We start from the raw sequence: 12865 nt of genomic DNA, 5'->3' as shown, positions 1-12865 counted from the left end.
GGAGTTGGAGCCCTCGGAGCGGTGGCGGCTCAGACGGCCACGGTCTCCTCGGTCTCTTCCTCGGCGTCCTGCTCGGCGGCGGGGACGGTGCGGGGCTCGGCGGCCGGGGGCAGGGCGGCGCGGGAGCGTTCCCAGGCGGCGGCGATCGCGGTGACGACGAGGCCGACGGCGAGCCAGGCGGCGAGGGTCCACACGTTCCGGCCGATGCCGTCGTCGCCGAAGTAGAGCAGCGAGCGGACGCCCTCGACGAATCCGGCGCCGTTCCAGAAGGCGTGCAGGGAGCCGAAGAAGCCGTTCTGCAGCTCGGGCCGGAAGAGACCGCCGGAGCTGGTGAAGTTCAGCATCACGAACAGCACCATCATGGTCAGCGTGGTCCAGCGCTTGAGGAAGGTGTGCAGGCCGACGCCGATGAGCAGGATGCCCGCCGAGTAGAGCCAGGCCATGCCCCACACCGCGCCGAGTGCGTGGTGGGCGAGGTGGAAGACCGGTCCGGCGAGCAGGGCGCCGATCCCGGCGACCACGGCGGACACACCGACCGCGAGCAGCGCGCGGAGCCGTATCGGCAGCGCGGCACCGGCGGCGCCGATCGCGGCGACGGAGGCGTAGGAGCCGATGCTGACCGCGATCAGCAGGAAGAACAGGCCCTGCCCCGTGGGGTCGTCCCGGACGGGCGGGGCCACGTCGGTGACCTTCAGCGGGGCGCCCTCCTGGGCGGCGACCGGCGTGAAGACCTTTTCCACAGCGGTGGCACCCATGTCGGAGGCGGCGCTCGCCACCAGCAGCTCGGGAGTATGTGCGCTGAGCACATAGGCGCCGGTGACATGCCGGGACTTCAGCAGGGAGACGGCGGTGGCACGGTCGGGAACCGTGCGCACGTCGAGCTTGTCCCCCGCGGTGTCCTTGACCGTCTGGGCGAACACGGCGGTGCGCGGGCCCGTACCGACCACGGCGACCGGCATGTGGTGCGGCTCGGGGGTGACGAACGCACCCATGTAGGCCAGCCCCATGCCCAGGCACATCAGCAGCGGGGTGAGCAGATGCGTGAGCACATGGCGCAGGGCCGGTGACATCACCGGGGACTTCATCGGGCAGGACCTCCGACAGTTGGCTTATACAACCTTCGATTCAAGTTGTACTATACAACGAGATGGCGTTGAAGGCATTCGTCGGAGGTGGACGCCCATGACGGCGGCGGAGACTGCGGTGGAGACGATCCATCGCGAGATGACGGCGTTCGCCCGTCGCGCCCGGGCCTCGGCGGGCCGGATGCACCCCCAGCTCTCGCTCGTGTCCTACACGCTGCTCGGGCATCTGGAGGAGCGCGACGACTGCCGGGCGACCGATCTGGCGGCGCACTACGCCCTGGACAAGTCGACGGTGAGCCGGCAGGTGGCGGCACTGGAGCGGGACGGGCTGATCGAGCGGCGGCACGATCCCGAGGACCACCGGGTGCAGGTGCTGCATCTGACGGACGCGGGCCGGGAGATCCTGGCCGAGGTCACCAGCAGCCGCCGGGCCGCCTTCCGGGAACGGCTCGCGGACTGGCCGGAGGAGGACCTGGTCCGCTTCGCGGCCTATCTGGAGCGGTACAACGCCGGTCCGTCGGGGACCGGAGCCGGCTGAGGACGGCCCCGGCGCGGGGCGTGGACGTACGGCGGCCGAGGACCACGCCCCGGACGGCTGGCCAACAGCTACCGCCGGGCCGCCGGTGCCGCCAGGTGCTCGGGTGCGCGGGCGGCGCCGAACGAGGTGCGCAGGCGGAGCCGGAAGCCCAGGGACTCGTAGAGCCGGATGGCGTTCGTGTTGGTGGCGCCGGTGTGCAGGAAGGGCGTCTCACCGCGTTCGCGGATGCCGTGGGCGACGGCGAGGATCAGCCGGGTGGCCAGGCCCTCGCCCCGGTGGGCCGGGTCGGTGCAGACGGCGCTGATCTCGGTCCAGCCCGGCGGGTGCAGCCGCTCCCCCGCCATGGCGATCAGCCTGCCCTCGCGGCGGATGCCCAGGTAGGTGCCCAGTTCGACGGTGCGCGGCAGGAAGGGTCCCGGCCGGGTGCGCTCGACGAGGTCCAGCATCTCGGGCACGTCGGCCGGGCCGAGCCGTACCGCCTCGGGTTCGGGCGCGGTGACGAGCCCGTCGTCCACCAACTGGACGCCCTCGATCCGGAAGGTGACCTCCCAGCCCTCCGGCACGTCGCCCCGGAAGCCGAGCAGCGGCACCTCGGCGCCGGGTCCGCTCAGGGCGGCGGCGTCGGCCCAGTCCCGCGCGTCGGGGTCTTCGGGCAGCGCGAGCCATGGGGTGACGTCCGCCGGGTAGCGCAGGATCCGGCCGCGCCGCTCGGCGAAGTGGGCGTGCGGGCCGGTCAGGGCGGCGAGGGCGGGGTTGTCGAGGACGCGGAGATCGCTGCCGGGCAGCGGTCCTGGCGCGAGTCCGGTACCGGGCAGCGGTCCGGTGGCGGTGTCCGCGCGGGCGGCTGTCCCGCCGCGGGCCGGATCCGGCCGGTCCGCGCCCGCCGTCACCTCCCGGTCGCCGTGCCGCGTGGAGACGTACGCCTCGGGCATCCTCTGTCCTCGCTTCCCTCGCCTCGTGCCCGGCGCGACGGCGCCGGTAACCGCCCCAAGTGTGAACACCGGTGTCGCTATTCCCTGGGCCGTACGCAGTTCACGGGATCGCAATGATCGGGGCGCGGTCCTGGGCAGAGGCGGGCAAGGGGCACCGGAGACGTGGGCCGAACGGGGAAGGCCGAACGGCCCCTCTTCCGGCCAGAGGTGAAGCAGCGACGCGCACGAGGAGCGAGGTGCGCCATTCGGGGTACGAAACGGGTGGGAACGCTCGTGTGCGTACGCGGACGACGGCCGACCGGCCCCCGGCACTTCCGGGGCCGACCGGGCCCGGCCCCGCCGCGGCGAGGAGGTGGACATGCGTACCCCGGTGCGCGGTTGGCGCTGGCGGCGCAATCCGCTGCGACGCAGGTCGGACGTGGTGGAGGCGTGGACGGTGCTGCTGGTGGCCGTCCTGGTGTGCGGGGTGGCGCCCTTGATCGGGGCGGTCGCGGGGCTGCACGCACACGGCCAGGCCCAGTCCCGCGCCGTCGCGCAGCGTGCCGAGCGGCATCAGGTGCGCGCGAAGGTGGTCGGCCCGGTCTCCGACCACGCGCCCCTGGTCCACCGCGACCGGGGCCACACCTACAGTGCCGAGGTCCGCTGGACCGACCCGAACGGCACGACCCGTACCGCCCTGGCCCGTGTGCCCGCCGGGACGCGCACCGAGGACACGGTGCCGGTCTGGTTCGACCGGCGCGGCCACAGCGTGGCGCCCCCGGCGAACGACGTCTCCGTCTGGCAGCACACGGTCACCGTGGGCCTGTGCGCGGCGGGCGCCACCATCGCCGCCGCCCTCCTCGCCCGTACCGTCGAACGCCGCCTCGCCCTCCGCCGCCGCCTGGCCGAATGGGACCGCGACTGGGCCCGCACGGGCCCGAAGTGGACCCGGCCACGCACCTGAGCCCCAGGGCCTGTCTGACAATTCTCGTCTGCCGCTCCGGGCGACGACGGGAATCGTCAGACAGGCCCTGGGCGGGGGGGAATCAGCCCGCAGCTCTTCCGCGCGCGCCCACGAGGCGCTCGGCGATCTCGTCGGACAGGTCCGCGCCGGGGCCGGGTTCGCCGTCGGCGGCCCAGCAGACGTATCCGTCGGGCCGGATGAGCAGCGCGGCGGCGCCCAGGTCCTCGGCGGACGTGGCGCGCACGAGGTCGACGCGGGGCGGGAGCCGGACGCCGGCCGGGATGACGCCTCCCAGATCGAGCAGCACCGCGCGGCCCGGGGCGAGGAGCGCCGACAGCCGGACGGGACCGTTCCCGGTGACGAGGTCCGCGTCGGGCACGCGGCCACCGGTGAGCGGGTGGTCGCCGGGCAGGTCGTAGCGCAGCGAGAGGCCGGACATCAGGCCCGCGATGTGGCGGTTGGTGTCGGGCAGGCGGAGCAGATCGGTGACGATGTCGCGCAGGGCGGCCACGTCCTCGCCGGGGTTCGGGTTCGCGAGGACCCGCTGTGCCGAGGTGTGGTGCAGGACCTGGGCGGCGACCGGGTGGCGTTCGGCGTGGTAGCTGTCCAGGAGGTCACCCGGTGCGCGGTCCTGGAGGACGGCGGCGAGTTTCCAGCCGAGGTTGAAGGCGTCCTGCACACCGAGGTTGAGACCCTGTCCGCCCAGCGGCGGATGGATGTGCGCGGCGTCCCCCGCGAACAGGACGCGGCCGGCGCGGTAGTTCTCCACCTGCCGGGTGGCGTCGGTGAACCGGGAGGCGTTGTCCACGGCGCCGAGGGTGGTCCCGGGGCCGTACACGGCCCGCAGGGCGGTGGTGATCTCCTCCGGGGTGACGGGGGTGTCGCGGGAGGTGTCGGGCTCGCCCGCGCGTCCGAAGGTGATCCGGTACCGGTCGCCGCCGAGCGGGGCCAGCATGGCCCAGTGGCCGCCGCCCTGCCGGGTGAGGGTGCTCATGTGCCCCAACTGCCGTGGCACCAGCGCCGATACGGCGGTCAGTCGGATGTCGGCCAGCACCGCCTGGTGCGTTCCGGGCCTGCCGGGGAACGGCACGCCGAGCAGTTCGCGCACGGTGCTGTGGCCGCCGTCGCATGCGACCAGGTACCGCGCCCGCACACGCAGCCCGTCCGCTGTCACGAGCACGCCGTCGCCGTCCTGCTCGACCCCGGTGACGGGGGTACCGCGCAGCAACCGCGCCCCGGCGGCGGTCGCCCGCTCCCCGAGCACGTCCTCGACGTCGCCCTGGGAGATGGCGACCGGACAGGGGTGCCTGGTGTTCCAGGGGGTGCAGTCCAGCGGGACGGGGAGCGTCGCGAAGTGGCCGCCCACCTGTTCGCGGGGGGTGACGCGCCGCAGCAGCGGCTCCAGCAGGCCCCGGTTCTCCAGCAGTTCGGCTGTGCGGGGCTGCACTCCGCCGCCCTTCACCTGGTCGACGCGGCGCGGCAGCTTCTCCAGCACCACGGTGCGGACCCCGGCGAGGGCCAGTTCGTACGCCAGCGTCAGCCCGGTGGGGCCGGCGCCCGCGACGACGACCTGTGTCTCGATCTCGGTCTCGGTCTCGGTCTCGGTCGGCATCTTCAGTCCAATCTCTCGCCTGAGGTTAAATGTATACCAAGTGCAGAAATCTCCTCGGGGCAATCCTCTGCTACGGTGGGCGCCGTGGACGGCAAGCCGGGACTGCGGGAACGGAAGAAGCAGCGCACGCGGGAGGCGATCTCCGACGCCGCGATCTCGCTGTTCCTGGAACACGGCTTCAACCAGGTGTCGGTGGCCCAGGTGGCCGAGGCGGCCGAGGTGTCCAAGCGGACGCTCTTCGCGTACTTCCCGACCAAGGAAGACCTCGTCGTCCACAGGCTCGCCGACCATGAGACCGAGCTGGCTCGTGTGGTGCGGACCCGCGTGCCCGGCACCGATCCGCTGAGCGCGGTACGCGAGCATTTCCTGCGGGGGCTGCGCGAGCGCGACCCGATCACCGGGCTCAACGACCTCCCCCCGGTGCGCAGGCTCCATCGGATGATCGTCGACGCGCCGTCGCTGATGTCCCGGATGGAACGGTTCAAGACCGTCGCGGAACGCGCGCTCGCCGAGGCCCTGCGCGAGACGGCGGACACTCCGGAACTCACCGCGCGCCTGGCGGCGGTGCAGATCGTCGGCGTGCACTGGGCGCTGGCGCAGGACAACGCGGACCGACTGGCGTCCGGGGAGTCCGCGGACGAACGGTACGCGGGCGCGGTGACCGACGCCGAGCACGCCTTCACGCTGCTCGAGAACGGCTTGGGCGACCTGACGTCCCGGCGGTAACCCCTCAACTCCCGCTGCGCACCGAAGGATTTCGGCCGAACACCCGGAATTCCCTTCCCAAGTGGTTTAGACCAATGCTAGATACGGTGGCGCAATGAGCCCGAGCGGCTACGTCTTGTCACCGACAGGAGGGGCGGCATGTCCCGCACCACCCCGCACGAATCCCGGCACAGCGACGAGCGGACCCTGTATCAGCGGGTCGCTTCCCGGTTGCTCGAGGAACTGCGCGACGGGACGATCCCACCGGGTGAACGGCTGCCGGGGGAACGACATCTCGCGCGGCACTTCGGGGTCAGCAGGGCGACCGTCCGGCAGGCGCTGGACGTGCTGCGGCGCGGCGGGATGCTGAGCACCGACCGGCGGGGCAGTCACGCCACGCTGCCGGGGCGGCCGGTCGAGGAGCCGGTGTCGCTGACCTTCCCGGTGGGCACGCTGCCGGCCGGGCCGGGGGCGGTCGACCGGGCGACGGTGACCTGGGAGGCGCCGCCGCCGGAGCACGCGCGGGCGCTGGGCCTCGCCCCGCACCGGCCGACGCTGGTGCACCGCTATCTGTCGGCGGGTCCTGACGGCCGCTCGCTGCGCACGGCGGTGACGTCGTTCTCGGCGGTGGCCCTGGCCGAGGTCGCGGAGCTGGCGCGCTATCGCGAGCGCGCCGACGGGGCCACCCCGGCGGAGCTGGGCCGGGCCTACGACTGGATGCGCAAGGCGGGGCTGACCCTGCACCACCGTGACTCCATCAGCCAGGTGGGGGACGCCTCTTCGGTGCGGGTGACCCGGCGGGTGCGGGACCAGTACGCGCGTCCGCTGGAGATCACGGATCTGGTGGTCAACGCCGAAGAGGACACGCTCGTCTACGAGTTCACGCTTCCGGCGGCGGGCTGACCTCCGCCGCGCGCCGGGCGACCAGGAGCCGGGCGCGCGGAGCACCGTCGTCACGCCGGCCGAACTCGGGCAGGTCCCGCAGTTCGACGGTGAATCCGGTGCGCTTCAACTCCCTCGCGACATCACCGAGTCGGAAGGCCCGGTAGTACATGACGAACGGCGGCCGCCACACGGAGTTGCGCACCCGCATCGCCGCGTCGAAGCCGAGCAGCGCCCAGTACGCGAGGTTCGTCGGACGGGGTGGGGCGAGCACCGGGAAGGCGAAGTGCCCGCCCGGGCGCAGGGAGTTGCGGACCTGCTCGAACAGGCCGGGCAGTTCCGCGGGCAGGAAGTGCCCGAACGCCCCGAAGCTGACGACGAGATCGAAGGCGGCCGTGAAGGGCAGCGCGCGGGCGTCCGCGCGCACCCATGCGACGGACGGCTCGCCGGCCCCGGCGGCGACGCGCCCCCGGGCGACGTCGAGCATCCCGGCGCTGAAGTCGGTCCCGGTGACGCTGCGACGGCACAGCCCGGTCAGTACGTCGAGCCCGGCGCCGGTGCCGCAGCACAGGTCGAGGCCGTCCTCGTACGGGCCGAGCGGCCCGAGCGCCTTCGCGACCGCCTCAAGGACCGGGTCCGGCGTGCGGAAGGGGGTGTGGTCGAACTTCGGCGCGAGCAGGTCGTAGCCCCGCTCCACGGACGACAGGGCCTGTACGGCCAGCTCGCGCAGGGTGGGACCTTCGGGGCTGAACATGTCCTCAGCCTAGGGCCTGTCGTCGAACTCCCGCCGTCCGCCCGGAGGGCGGGCGGGGCGGCGTCAGGTGCGTGCTCTCGGCATGCCGGTCGTGGGCCCTCCTACTGGACGTACGGGGGGGGTCGCGCCCGGTGCGGCGAGCGTGGGCGTATGGCGTCGCCCCGCAGGCGGGAGTTCGACGGCAGGCCCTCGGGCGCGCGAACGGAACCCGCTCAGTCCTTGAGCCGTTTCAACGTCGCCTTCGTGTCGGTCTTCAGCCAGTCGGTGACGTCGTCGAGGGCGGGCGGCTTGTCGTCGCTGTCGTAGGAGGTGAGGTAGACGCTGTAGCCCATGGTGTACGTCGTCCATCCGTCCCGTACCGCCAGCGTCGCGAAGCGGGAGCCGCTGGAGGAGCCGCTGGTGGTGTCCCGGGTCACCAGGTACGCCTCGTCGCCGATGCCCGCGACCGGGCTCACGTCGTAACCCGTGTGGCTGTCGTCGTAGTTCTTCCAGGTGGCGGTGAACTCCGGTGCGGGGTCGGTCTTGCGGTGCAGGTCCAGTTGCAGGGAGAGATAGGCGTCGGCGTAGGCCGAGCCGGTCTTCTTCAGGCTGACGCTGCAGTAACTCTCGTGCAACGCCGGGTCCTTGAGGGAGCTGTGCGTCGGGGCGGCGTCGGTCGCGGGGTACTCGTCCTTGAACGCCGAGTAGTCGGCGTCCGCGCACAGGTCGGAGGGGGCGGCGTAGCCGCGCAGGTCGGCTTCGCCCGGGGCGCCGATCAGGAACACTCCGGCCGCCCACGCGGCGGACGCCACGACGGCGCCGACCACGGCCCAGAGCACCGCCCGTCCGGCGGCCCCTCCCCCGCCGCCGGACGGCGGACCGGCCGGCGCACCCGGCGGCGGGCCGAACTGGGCGGGCTGCCCGTAGGGGTGGGGCGGCTGGGCGTAGGGGTTGGCCTGCGGGGGTGACTGCGGGTTCGGGTAGGAGTAGGCCGTCGGCTGCGGCGGCACCGAGGGCTGCGGCGCGGGCGAGCCGGGCTGCGCCGGGGGTACCGAGGGCTGCGGGGCGGACTGTCCCTGCGGCGGAGGAGGCGGTCCAGGCTGTCCGGGCGGCTGAGGAGGCTGCGATGGCTGCGGTGGCGTGGACATGTCGTCACGGTAGTGCGGACCGCCGGGTCAAGTCCCCGTACGTCCGGGATCGTTACGGTCCGCGGACGTCCGGGGCGGCCTCGTGACGGCGTACGCCCCCGAGGAGGCGCCGGTGACGGGACTCCGGCTGGGCCGGGCGGGTTCCCGCGTGCGGCATCCGGGTTGCTCCGCTGGGCCGTCCGGCGCGGGTGGCTCGCCGCACCTCCCTCCCTTTCATACGTTGATCATATGAGCACCGGATTCTCTCGTAGGGCGACCGTGTCCCTCTGTTCCCTGTGCACGGCGGGGGTGCTGGCCCTCGCGCCGGCCGCCTTCGCCCTCGGACACGGCGCGGGGGAACCGGCGCCTCCGGCCCCGCGCGCGGCCGTCCCCCAGCCGTCGCTGCTCTACGATTCCGGCACCCAGGTACGTCCCCTGCGCGGCGCGCCCGAGCTGCCGGAGGTGTCGGCGCTGTCCTGGCTGGTCGCCGACGCCGGGACCGGCGATGTCCTGGCGGCCGACGGCGCCCACCGCAAGCTGCCCCCGGCCAGCACCCTCAAGACACTGTTCGCGCTCACCGTCCTGCCGACGCTGCCCTCCACGGAGATGCACACCGTCCGCTACGAGGAGCTGGCCGACGTCGGCGAGGGCAGCAGCCTGGTCGGTGTGGAGGAGGGCCACACCTATCAGGTGTCGGACCTGTGGCGCGGAGTGTTCCTCAGCTCCGGGAACGACGCCGTCCATGTGCTCGCCGCACTGGACGGCGGGGTGCCGAGGACGGTGAGCCGCATGCAGACCAAGGCGCAGACCTTGGGCGCCCTGGACACCCATGTGGTCTCCCCCGACGGCTACGACGCGCCGGGCCAGGTGTCCTCGGCGTTCGACCTCGCGGTCTTCGGGCGGGAGGGGCTGCGCAACCCCGACTTCGCCCGGTACTGCTCCACCGCGCAGGCCGAGTTCCCCGGGGACGGTCTGCCGTTCGGCATCGAGAACACCAACCGGCTGCTGACCGGGGAGGACGGGGTGGCCCGCTATCCCGGGCTGCTCGGCATCAAGAACGGCTACACCAGCCACGCGGGCAACACGCTGGTAGCCGCCGCGCGCCGGGATGGCCGCACCCTCGTGGTGACGGTGATGAACCCGCAGGAGGGCGGCGGTCTCGCGGTCTACGAGGAGGCACGGTCCCTGCTCGACTGGGGGTTCGCGGCAAACGGCCGGGTGGACCCGGTCGGCTCCCTCGACGGCCTGCGCGCCGCCCCCGCCCCGAAGCCGAAGCACTCCGCCGTACCGGTCGCGGCGGCCACCTCCCCGACACCGCCCGACGACACGGACTGGGCGGAGACCGCCACGGTCGCGGTCATCTCGGGGCTGGGCGCGGCGGTGGTGGCGCTGATCCTGCGGTCGAAGAGGCCGCGCTCCAAGGACCTCTGACCGGCGAAGGCTCCCCCCGCCGGCCCCGGCCCTCACGCGCAGGGCGTCAGCGGAGCCTCGGTCAGCGCCGGTACCGGACGGACGCTGCCGACCGGTCGGCCACCGCCGAGCAGGGCCTGTCCCTCGAAGGCGGTCAGCAGGGCCGGGTCCACCCCGGCGCGGGCCAGGGCCGCCGCGGCGACGGGCACACGCGCCCGGTCGGCGCCGTCGGCGATCTTGACGGCGACGGCACGGCCGTCGGGCAGCGCGGCCACCTGGACGCCCTCGAAGCCGTCCTTGGCGAGCAGACCGGGCACCGCCCGCATGAGCGCGGCCACGTCGCGGCGGGTGCCGGAGGCCGTTTCGGCGTGCTCGCGCATGGCGTCCGCCACCCGTGCCTCGGGCGTGCCGGGCGCGGCGGTGGTGATGCGGGCGGCGGCGCGGGCCAGGCCGTGCAGGGAGACGGCGAAGAGGGGTGCGCCGCAGCCGTCGACGGTGACGTGGGCGGGAGGCTGCCCGGTCAGGTCCGCCACGGTACGGGCGACGGCCTGCTGGAGGGGGTGGGCCGGGTCGAGGTAGTCGGGCAGGGACCAGTCGTTGAGGCGGGCGGTCCACAGCATGGCGGCGTGCTTGCCTGAGCAGTTCTGGGCGAGCCGGGAGGGGGCGCGTCCGGCGCGGATCCACTCGTCGCGGACGACCGGGTCGTACGGCAGGTCGGGGACGTTGCGCAGGTCGGCCTCGGTGAGTCCGGCGAGGTCGAGGAGGCGCCGGGTGGCCGCGAGGTGGGTCTCCTCGCCGGAGTGGCTGGCGGCGGTCAGCGAGAGCAGTTCGCCGTCGAGCGGCAGTCCGGCGCGCAGCATGGCGACGGCCTGGACGGGCTTGAGGGCGGAGCGCGGGTAGAAGGCGGCCTCGATGTCGCCGAGGGCGAACTCGACGCGGCCGTCGGTGCCGAGCACGACGACGGAGCCGTGGTGGACACCTTCGACGATGCCGCCGCGTATGAGGTGGGCGACGGGGACATGGCGGGGTTCGCGGACGACGGGGGCGTCGGCGGGGAAGCTGCTGTACATCTCTGCCTGAATCACGAGGTGGGGCGGGCCGGTGCGCGGGTCACGCGTCGGCGGGTGCGGGCGGACGGACGATGCCGTCGAGGCTGGTGGCGACGCGGTCGAGGTGGTGGCTCATCGCGTCGGCGGCGTCGGGTCCTGATCCGTCGAGCAGTGCCTCGACGATGGCGCGGTGTTCCCGGTTGGACTGCTCGCGACGCCCTGCCAGCTCGGTGAGGAAGGCCGACTGGCGGGCCAGGGCGTCCCGGATCTCCTCGATCACCTTGCGGAAGACCGGGTTGTGCGCGGCCTCGGCGACGGACAGGTGGAAGAGGGTGTCCATGGCGACCCACGCGGTGGTGTCCGTCTCCCGGTCCATGCGGTCGAGGAGTCCGGTCAGCCGGTCCAGGTCCTCCGGGGTCCGGCGCTGGGCCGCGTACCCGGCGACCGGGACCTCGATGTGGCGGCGCACCTCCAGCAGATGGCCGGCCGTGTAGTCGCCGAACGTGGGGTCCGCGACCGTACGGGCGACGACGAAGGTGCCCTTGCCGGTCCGGGAGACGGTGAGACCCATCGTCTGGAGGGCCCGCAGTGCCTCGCGGAGTACGGGTCGCGAGACCTCCAGGGCGCGGCACAGCTCGGCCTCGGAGGGCAGCTTGTCGCCGATCGCGTACGTGCCGCGTTCGATGGCGCCGCGCAGATGTCCGAGGACCGCCTCCATGGCGCTGACACGCCGGGGAGCCGGGACGGTTGTCTGGCTGTCTGACAGGTTCACGAGGGCGATCCTGCGGTGTGCGGGGAAAACATGTCAAGGCGTCACACCCAAAAGCGCGCACGGGGTGCGGAAGCCCACATATGGGCTCCGCACCCCCGTGCGCGACGGAAGGCTGGGGTCAGCTGTTGAGCACACCCGTGGCGAGCAGACCGAAGAGCAGCGCGCCGATGACGATGCGGTAGATCACGAAGGCGTTGAAGGAGTGCTTGGCGACGAACTTGAGCAGCCAGGCGATGGAGGCGTAGGCGACGACGAAGGAGACGCCCGTGCCGACCGCGAGCGGGGCCGCGCCCACACCGGCGCCGAGGGCGTCCTTCAGCTCGTAGATGCCGGCGCCGGTCAGGGCCGGGATGCCGAGGAAGAAGGAGAGGCGGGTGGCGGCGACGCGGTCGAGGTCCAGGATGAGCGCGGTCGACATGGTGGCGCCGGAGCGGGAGAAGCCGGGGAAGAGCAGGGCGAGGATCTGCGAGCTGCCGACCAGCATCGCGTCCTTGAAGGAGGTGTCGTCCTCACCGCGCTTGTGGCGGCCCATCTGGTCCGCGCACCACATGACGACCGAGCCGCCGATCAGCGAACCGGCGACCACCCAGAGCGAGGCGAGCGGGCCGTCGATCAGCGGCTTGGCGGCCAGACCCACCACCACGATCGGGATGGTCGCGGCGATGACCCACCAGGCGAACTTGTAGTCGCGGCGGTAGCGCTCCTGGGGACGGACCAGACCGCGGAACCAGGCGGTGACGATCCGCTTGATGTCCTTGAAGAAGTACACGAGCACGGCGGCGATGGCGCCGACCTGGATGACGGCGGAGAAGCCGACGACGGACTTGTCGTCGACCGGGATGTGCATGAGCCCCTCGGCGATCTTGAGGTGGCCGGTGGAGGACACGGGGAGGAACTCGGTCACCCCCTCGACTACACCGAGGACGACGGCTTGACCGACGGAGATGGCGCTCATGGAATCCAGTTCTGGGGAGAGGAGGTCGACAGTGCTGTAGTCAGTCTTACTATGCCCGGCCGTGTACGGCCCCGGCGCTGGCGGCAGCGTAGAGCCACGCGCCCGCGCGGTGACGTCCGGGG

13 protein-coding genes are annotated in these 12865 nt (G+C 73.0%); 5 read left to right on the top strand and 8 right to left on the bottom strand.

All coding sequences use genetic code 11. The features are described from left to right. Positions 1–29: 29 nt before the first annotated feature. Entirely contained in the window at positions 30–1085 is a 1056-nt protein-coding gene (locus ACWEEU_RS09005; RefSeq protein WP_451730239.1) for a hypothetical protein, read from the bottom strand. Positions 1086–1182: 97 nt separating this feature from the next. Here ACWEEU_RS09005 and ACWEEU_RS09000 point away from each other — a divergent pair, with 97 nt between their 5' ends. Further along, positions 1183–1623 (top strand): MarR family winged helix-turn-helix transcriptional regulator, encoded by a 441-nt coding sequence (locus tag ACWEEU_RS09000; protein WP_385740206.1) that lies wholly within the window; start codon positions 1183–1185, stop codon positions 1621–1623. Between the two features lie 68 nt (positions 1624–1691). On the opposite strand, the gene ACWEEU_RS08995 is transcribed toward ACWEEU_RS09000, so the two are convergent. Beyond that, a complete protein-coding gene (locus ACWEEU_RS08995) occupies positions 1692–2555 on the bottom strand; it encodes a GNAT family N-acetyltransferase (RefSeq protein ID WP_451730237.1) in 864 nt (287 codons plus the stop codon). Positions 2556–2913: 358 nt separating this feature from the next. On the opposite strand from ACWEEU_RS08995, the gene ACWEEU_RS08990 reads away from it, so the two are divergent. After that, the gene (locus ACWEEU_RS08990) at positions 2914–3498 is read left to right on the top strand and encodes an Rv1733c family protein (RefSeq protein ID WP_385740211.1); all 585 of its coding nucleotides are present in this window, start codon (positions 2914–2916) and stop codon (positions 3496–3498) included. A gap of 82 nt (positions 3499–3580) precedes the next feature. On the opposite strand, the gene ACWEEU_RS08985 is transcribed toward ACWEEU_RS08990, so the two are convergent. Then, the gene (locus ACWEEU_RS08985) at positions 3581–5110 is read right to left on the bottom strand and encodes an FAD-dependent oxidoreductase (RefSeq protein WP_451730233.1); all 1530 of its coding nucleotides are present in this window, start codon (positions 5108–5110) and stop codon (positions 3581–3583) included. 75 nt (positions 5111–5185) lie between these two features. Between ACWEEU_RS08985 and ACWEEU_RS08980 the strand changes: the two genes are divergently transcribed. Together ACWEEU_RS08980 and ACWEEU_RS08975 are read left to right on the top strand one after the other, a co-directional pair. After that, on the top strand, positions 5186–5836 hold the full coding sequence (locus ACWEEU_RS08980) for a TetR/AcrR family transcriptional regulator (RefSeq protein WP_451730230.1): 651 nt from the start codon (positions 5186–5188) through the stop codon (positions 5834–5836). A 138-nt stretch (positions 5837–5974) separates the two neighbouring features. Then, entirely contained in the window at positions 5975–6718 is a 744-nt protein-coding gene (locus tag ACWEEU_RS08975; RefSeq protein WP_385740220.1) for a GntR family transcriptional regulator, read from the top strand. Here ACWEEU_RS08975 and ACWEEU_RS08970 read toward each other — a convergent pair. Together ACWEEU_RS08970 and ACWEEU_RS08965 are read right to left on the bottom strand one after the other, a co-directional pair. Further along, a complete protein-coding gene (locus ACWEEU_RS08970) occupies positions 6696–7451 on the bottom strand; it encodes a class I SAM-dependent methyltransferase (protein ID WP_451730226.1) in 756 nt (251 codons plus the stop codon). The genes ACWEEU_RS08975 and ACWEEU_RS08970 overlap by 23 nt on opposite strands. A 212-nt stretch (positions 7452–7663) precedes the next feature. Further along, the gene (locus ACWEEU_RS08965) at positions 7664–8578 is read right to left on the bottom strand and encodes a hypothetical protein (protein ID WP_451730223.1); all 915 of its coding nucleotides are present in this window, start codon (positions 8576–8578) and stop codon (positions 7664–7666) included. A gap of 228 nt (positions 8579–8806) precedes the next feature. Between ACWEEU_RS08965 and ACWEEU_RS08960 the strand changes: the two genes are divergently transcribed. Then, complete coding sequence (locus ACWEEU_RS08960; RefSeq protein WP_451730220.1) at positions 8807–9988, top strand: D-alanyl-D-alanine carboxypeptidase family protein; 1182 nt, start codon at positions 8807–8809, stop codon at positions 9986–9988. Between the two features lie 32 nt (positions 9989–10020). Here the strand turns inward: ACWEEU_RS08960 and ACWEEU_RS08955 are convergent, their stop codons facing one another. From ACWEEU_RS08955 to ACWEEU_RS08945, 3 genes are all read right to left on the bottom strand, one after another. After that, entirely contained in the window at positions 10021–11037 is a 1017-nt protein-coding gene (locus tag ACWEEU_RS08955) for an asparaginase (RefSeq protein ID WP_451730217.1), read from the bottom strand. 40 nt (positions 11038–11077) lie between these two features. After that, the gene (locus ACWEEU_RS08950; protein WP_385740253.1) at positions 11078–11734 is read right to left on the bottom strand and encodes a FadR/GntR family transcriptional regulator; all 657 of its coding nucleotides are present in this window, start codon (positions 11732–11734) and stop codon (positions 11078–11080) included. 172 nt (positions 11735–11906) lie between these two features. Beyond that, positions 11907–12743: an undecaprenyl-diphosphate phosphatase gene (locus tag ACWEEU_RS08945; RefSeq protein WP_451730214.1), complete on the bottom strand. Its 837-nt coding sequence runs from the start codon at positions 12741–12743 to the stop codon at positions 11907–11909. Between the last annotated feature and the right edge of the window lie 122 nt (positions 12744–12865).

This window comes from Streptomyces sp. NPDC005004 (assembly GCF_053600675.1).
This window is presented reverse-complemented; position numbering and strand designations above follow the sequence as displayed.

Coding starts and splice junctions, on each gene's coding strand:
- ACWEEU_RS08970 (WP_451730226.1), bottom strand. CDS start 7,451: ATGTTCAGCCCCGAAGGTCCCACCCTGCGCGAGCTGGCCGTACAGGCC.
- ACWEEU_RS09005 (WP_451730239.1), bottom strand. CDS start 1,085: ATGAAGTCCCCGGTGATGTCACCGGCCCTGCGCCATGTGCTCACGCAT.
- ACWEEU_RS08985 (WP_451730233.1), bottom strand. CDS start 5,110: ATGCCGACCGAGACCGAGACCGAGACCGAGATCGAGACACAGGTCGTC.
- ACWEEU_RS08975 (WP_385740220.1), top strand. CDS start 5,975: ATGTCCCGCACCACCCCGCACGAATCCCGGCACAGCGACGAGCGGACC.
- ACWEEU_RS09000 (WP_385740206.1), top strand. CDS start 1,183: ATGACGGCGGCGGAGACTGCGGTGGAGACGATCCATCGCGAGATGACG.
- ACWEEU_RS08960 (WP_451730220.1), top strand. CDS start 8,807: ATGAGCACCGGATTCTCTCGTAGGGCGACCGTGTCCCTCTGTTCCCTG.
- ACWEEU_RS08955 (WP_451730217.1), bottom strand. CDS start 11,037: ATGTACAGCAGCTTCCCCGCCGACGCCCCCGTCGTCCGCGAACCCCGC.
- ACWEEU_RS08965 (WP_451730223.1), bottom strand. CDS start 8,578: ATGTCCACGCCACCGCAGCCATCGCAGCCTCCTCAGCCGCCCGGACAG.
- ACWEEU_RS08995 (WP_451730237.1), bottom strand. CDS start 2,555: ATGCCCGAGGCGTACGTCTCCACGCGGCACGGCGACCGGGAGGTGACG.
- ACWEEU_RS08990 (WP_385740211.1), top strand. CDS start 2,914: ATGCGTACCCCGGTGCGCGGTTGGCGCTGGCGGCGCAATCCGCTGCGA.
- ACWEEU_RS08945 (WP_451730214.1), bottom strand. CDS start 12,743: ATGAGCGCCATCTCCGTCGGTCAAGCCGTCGTCCTCGGTGTAGTCGAG.
- ACWEEU_RS08950 (WP_385740253.1), bottom strand. CDS start 11,734: ATGGAGGCGGTCCTCGGACATCTGCGCGGCGCCATCGAACGCGGCACG.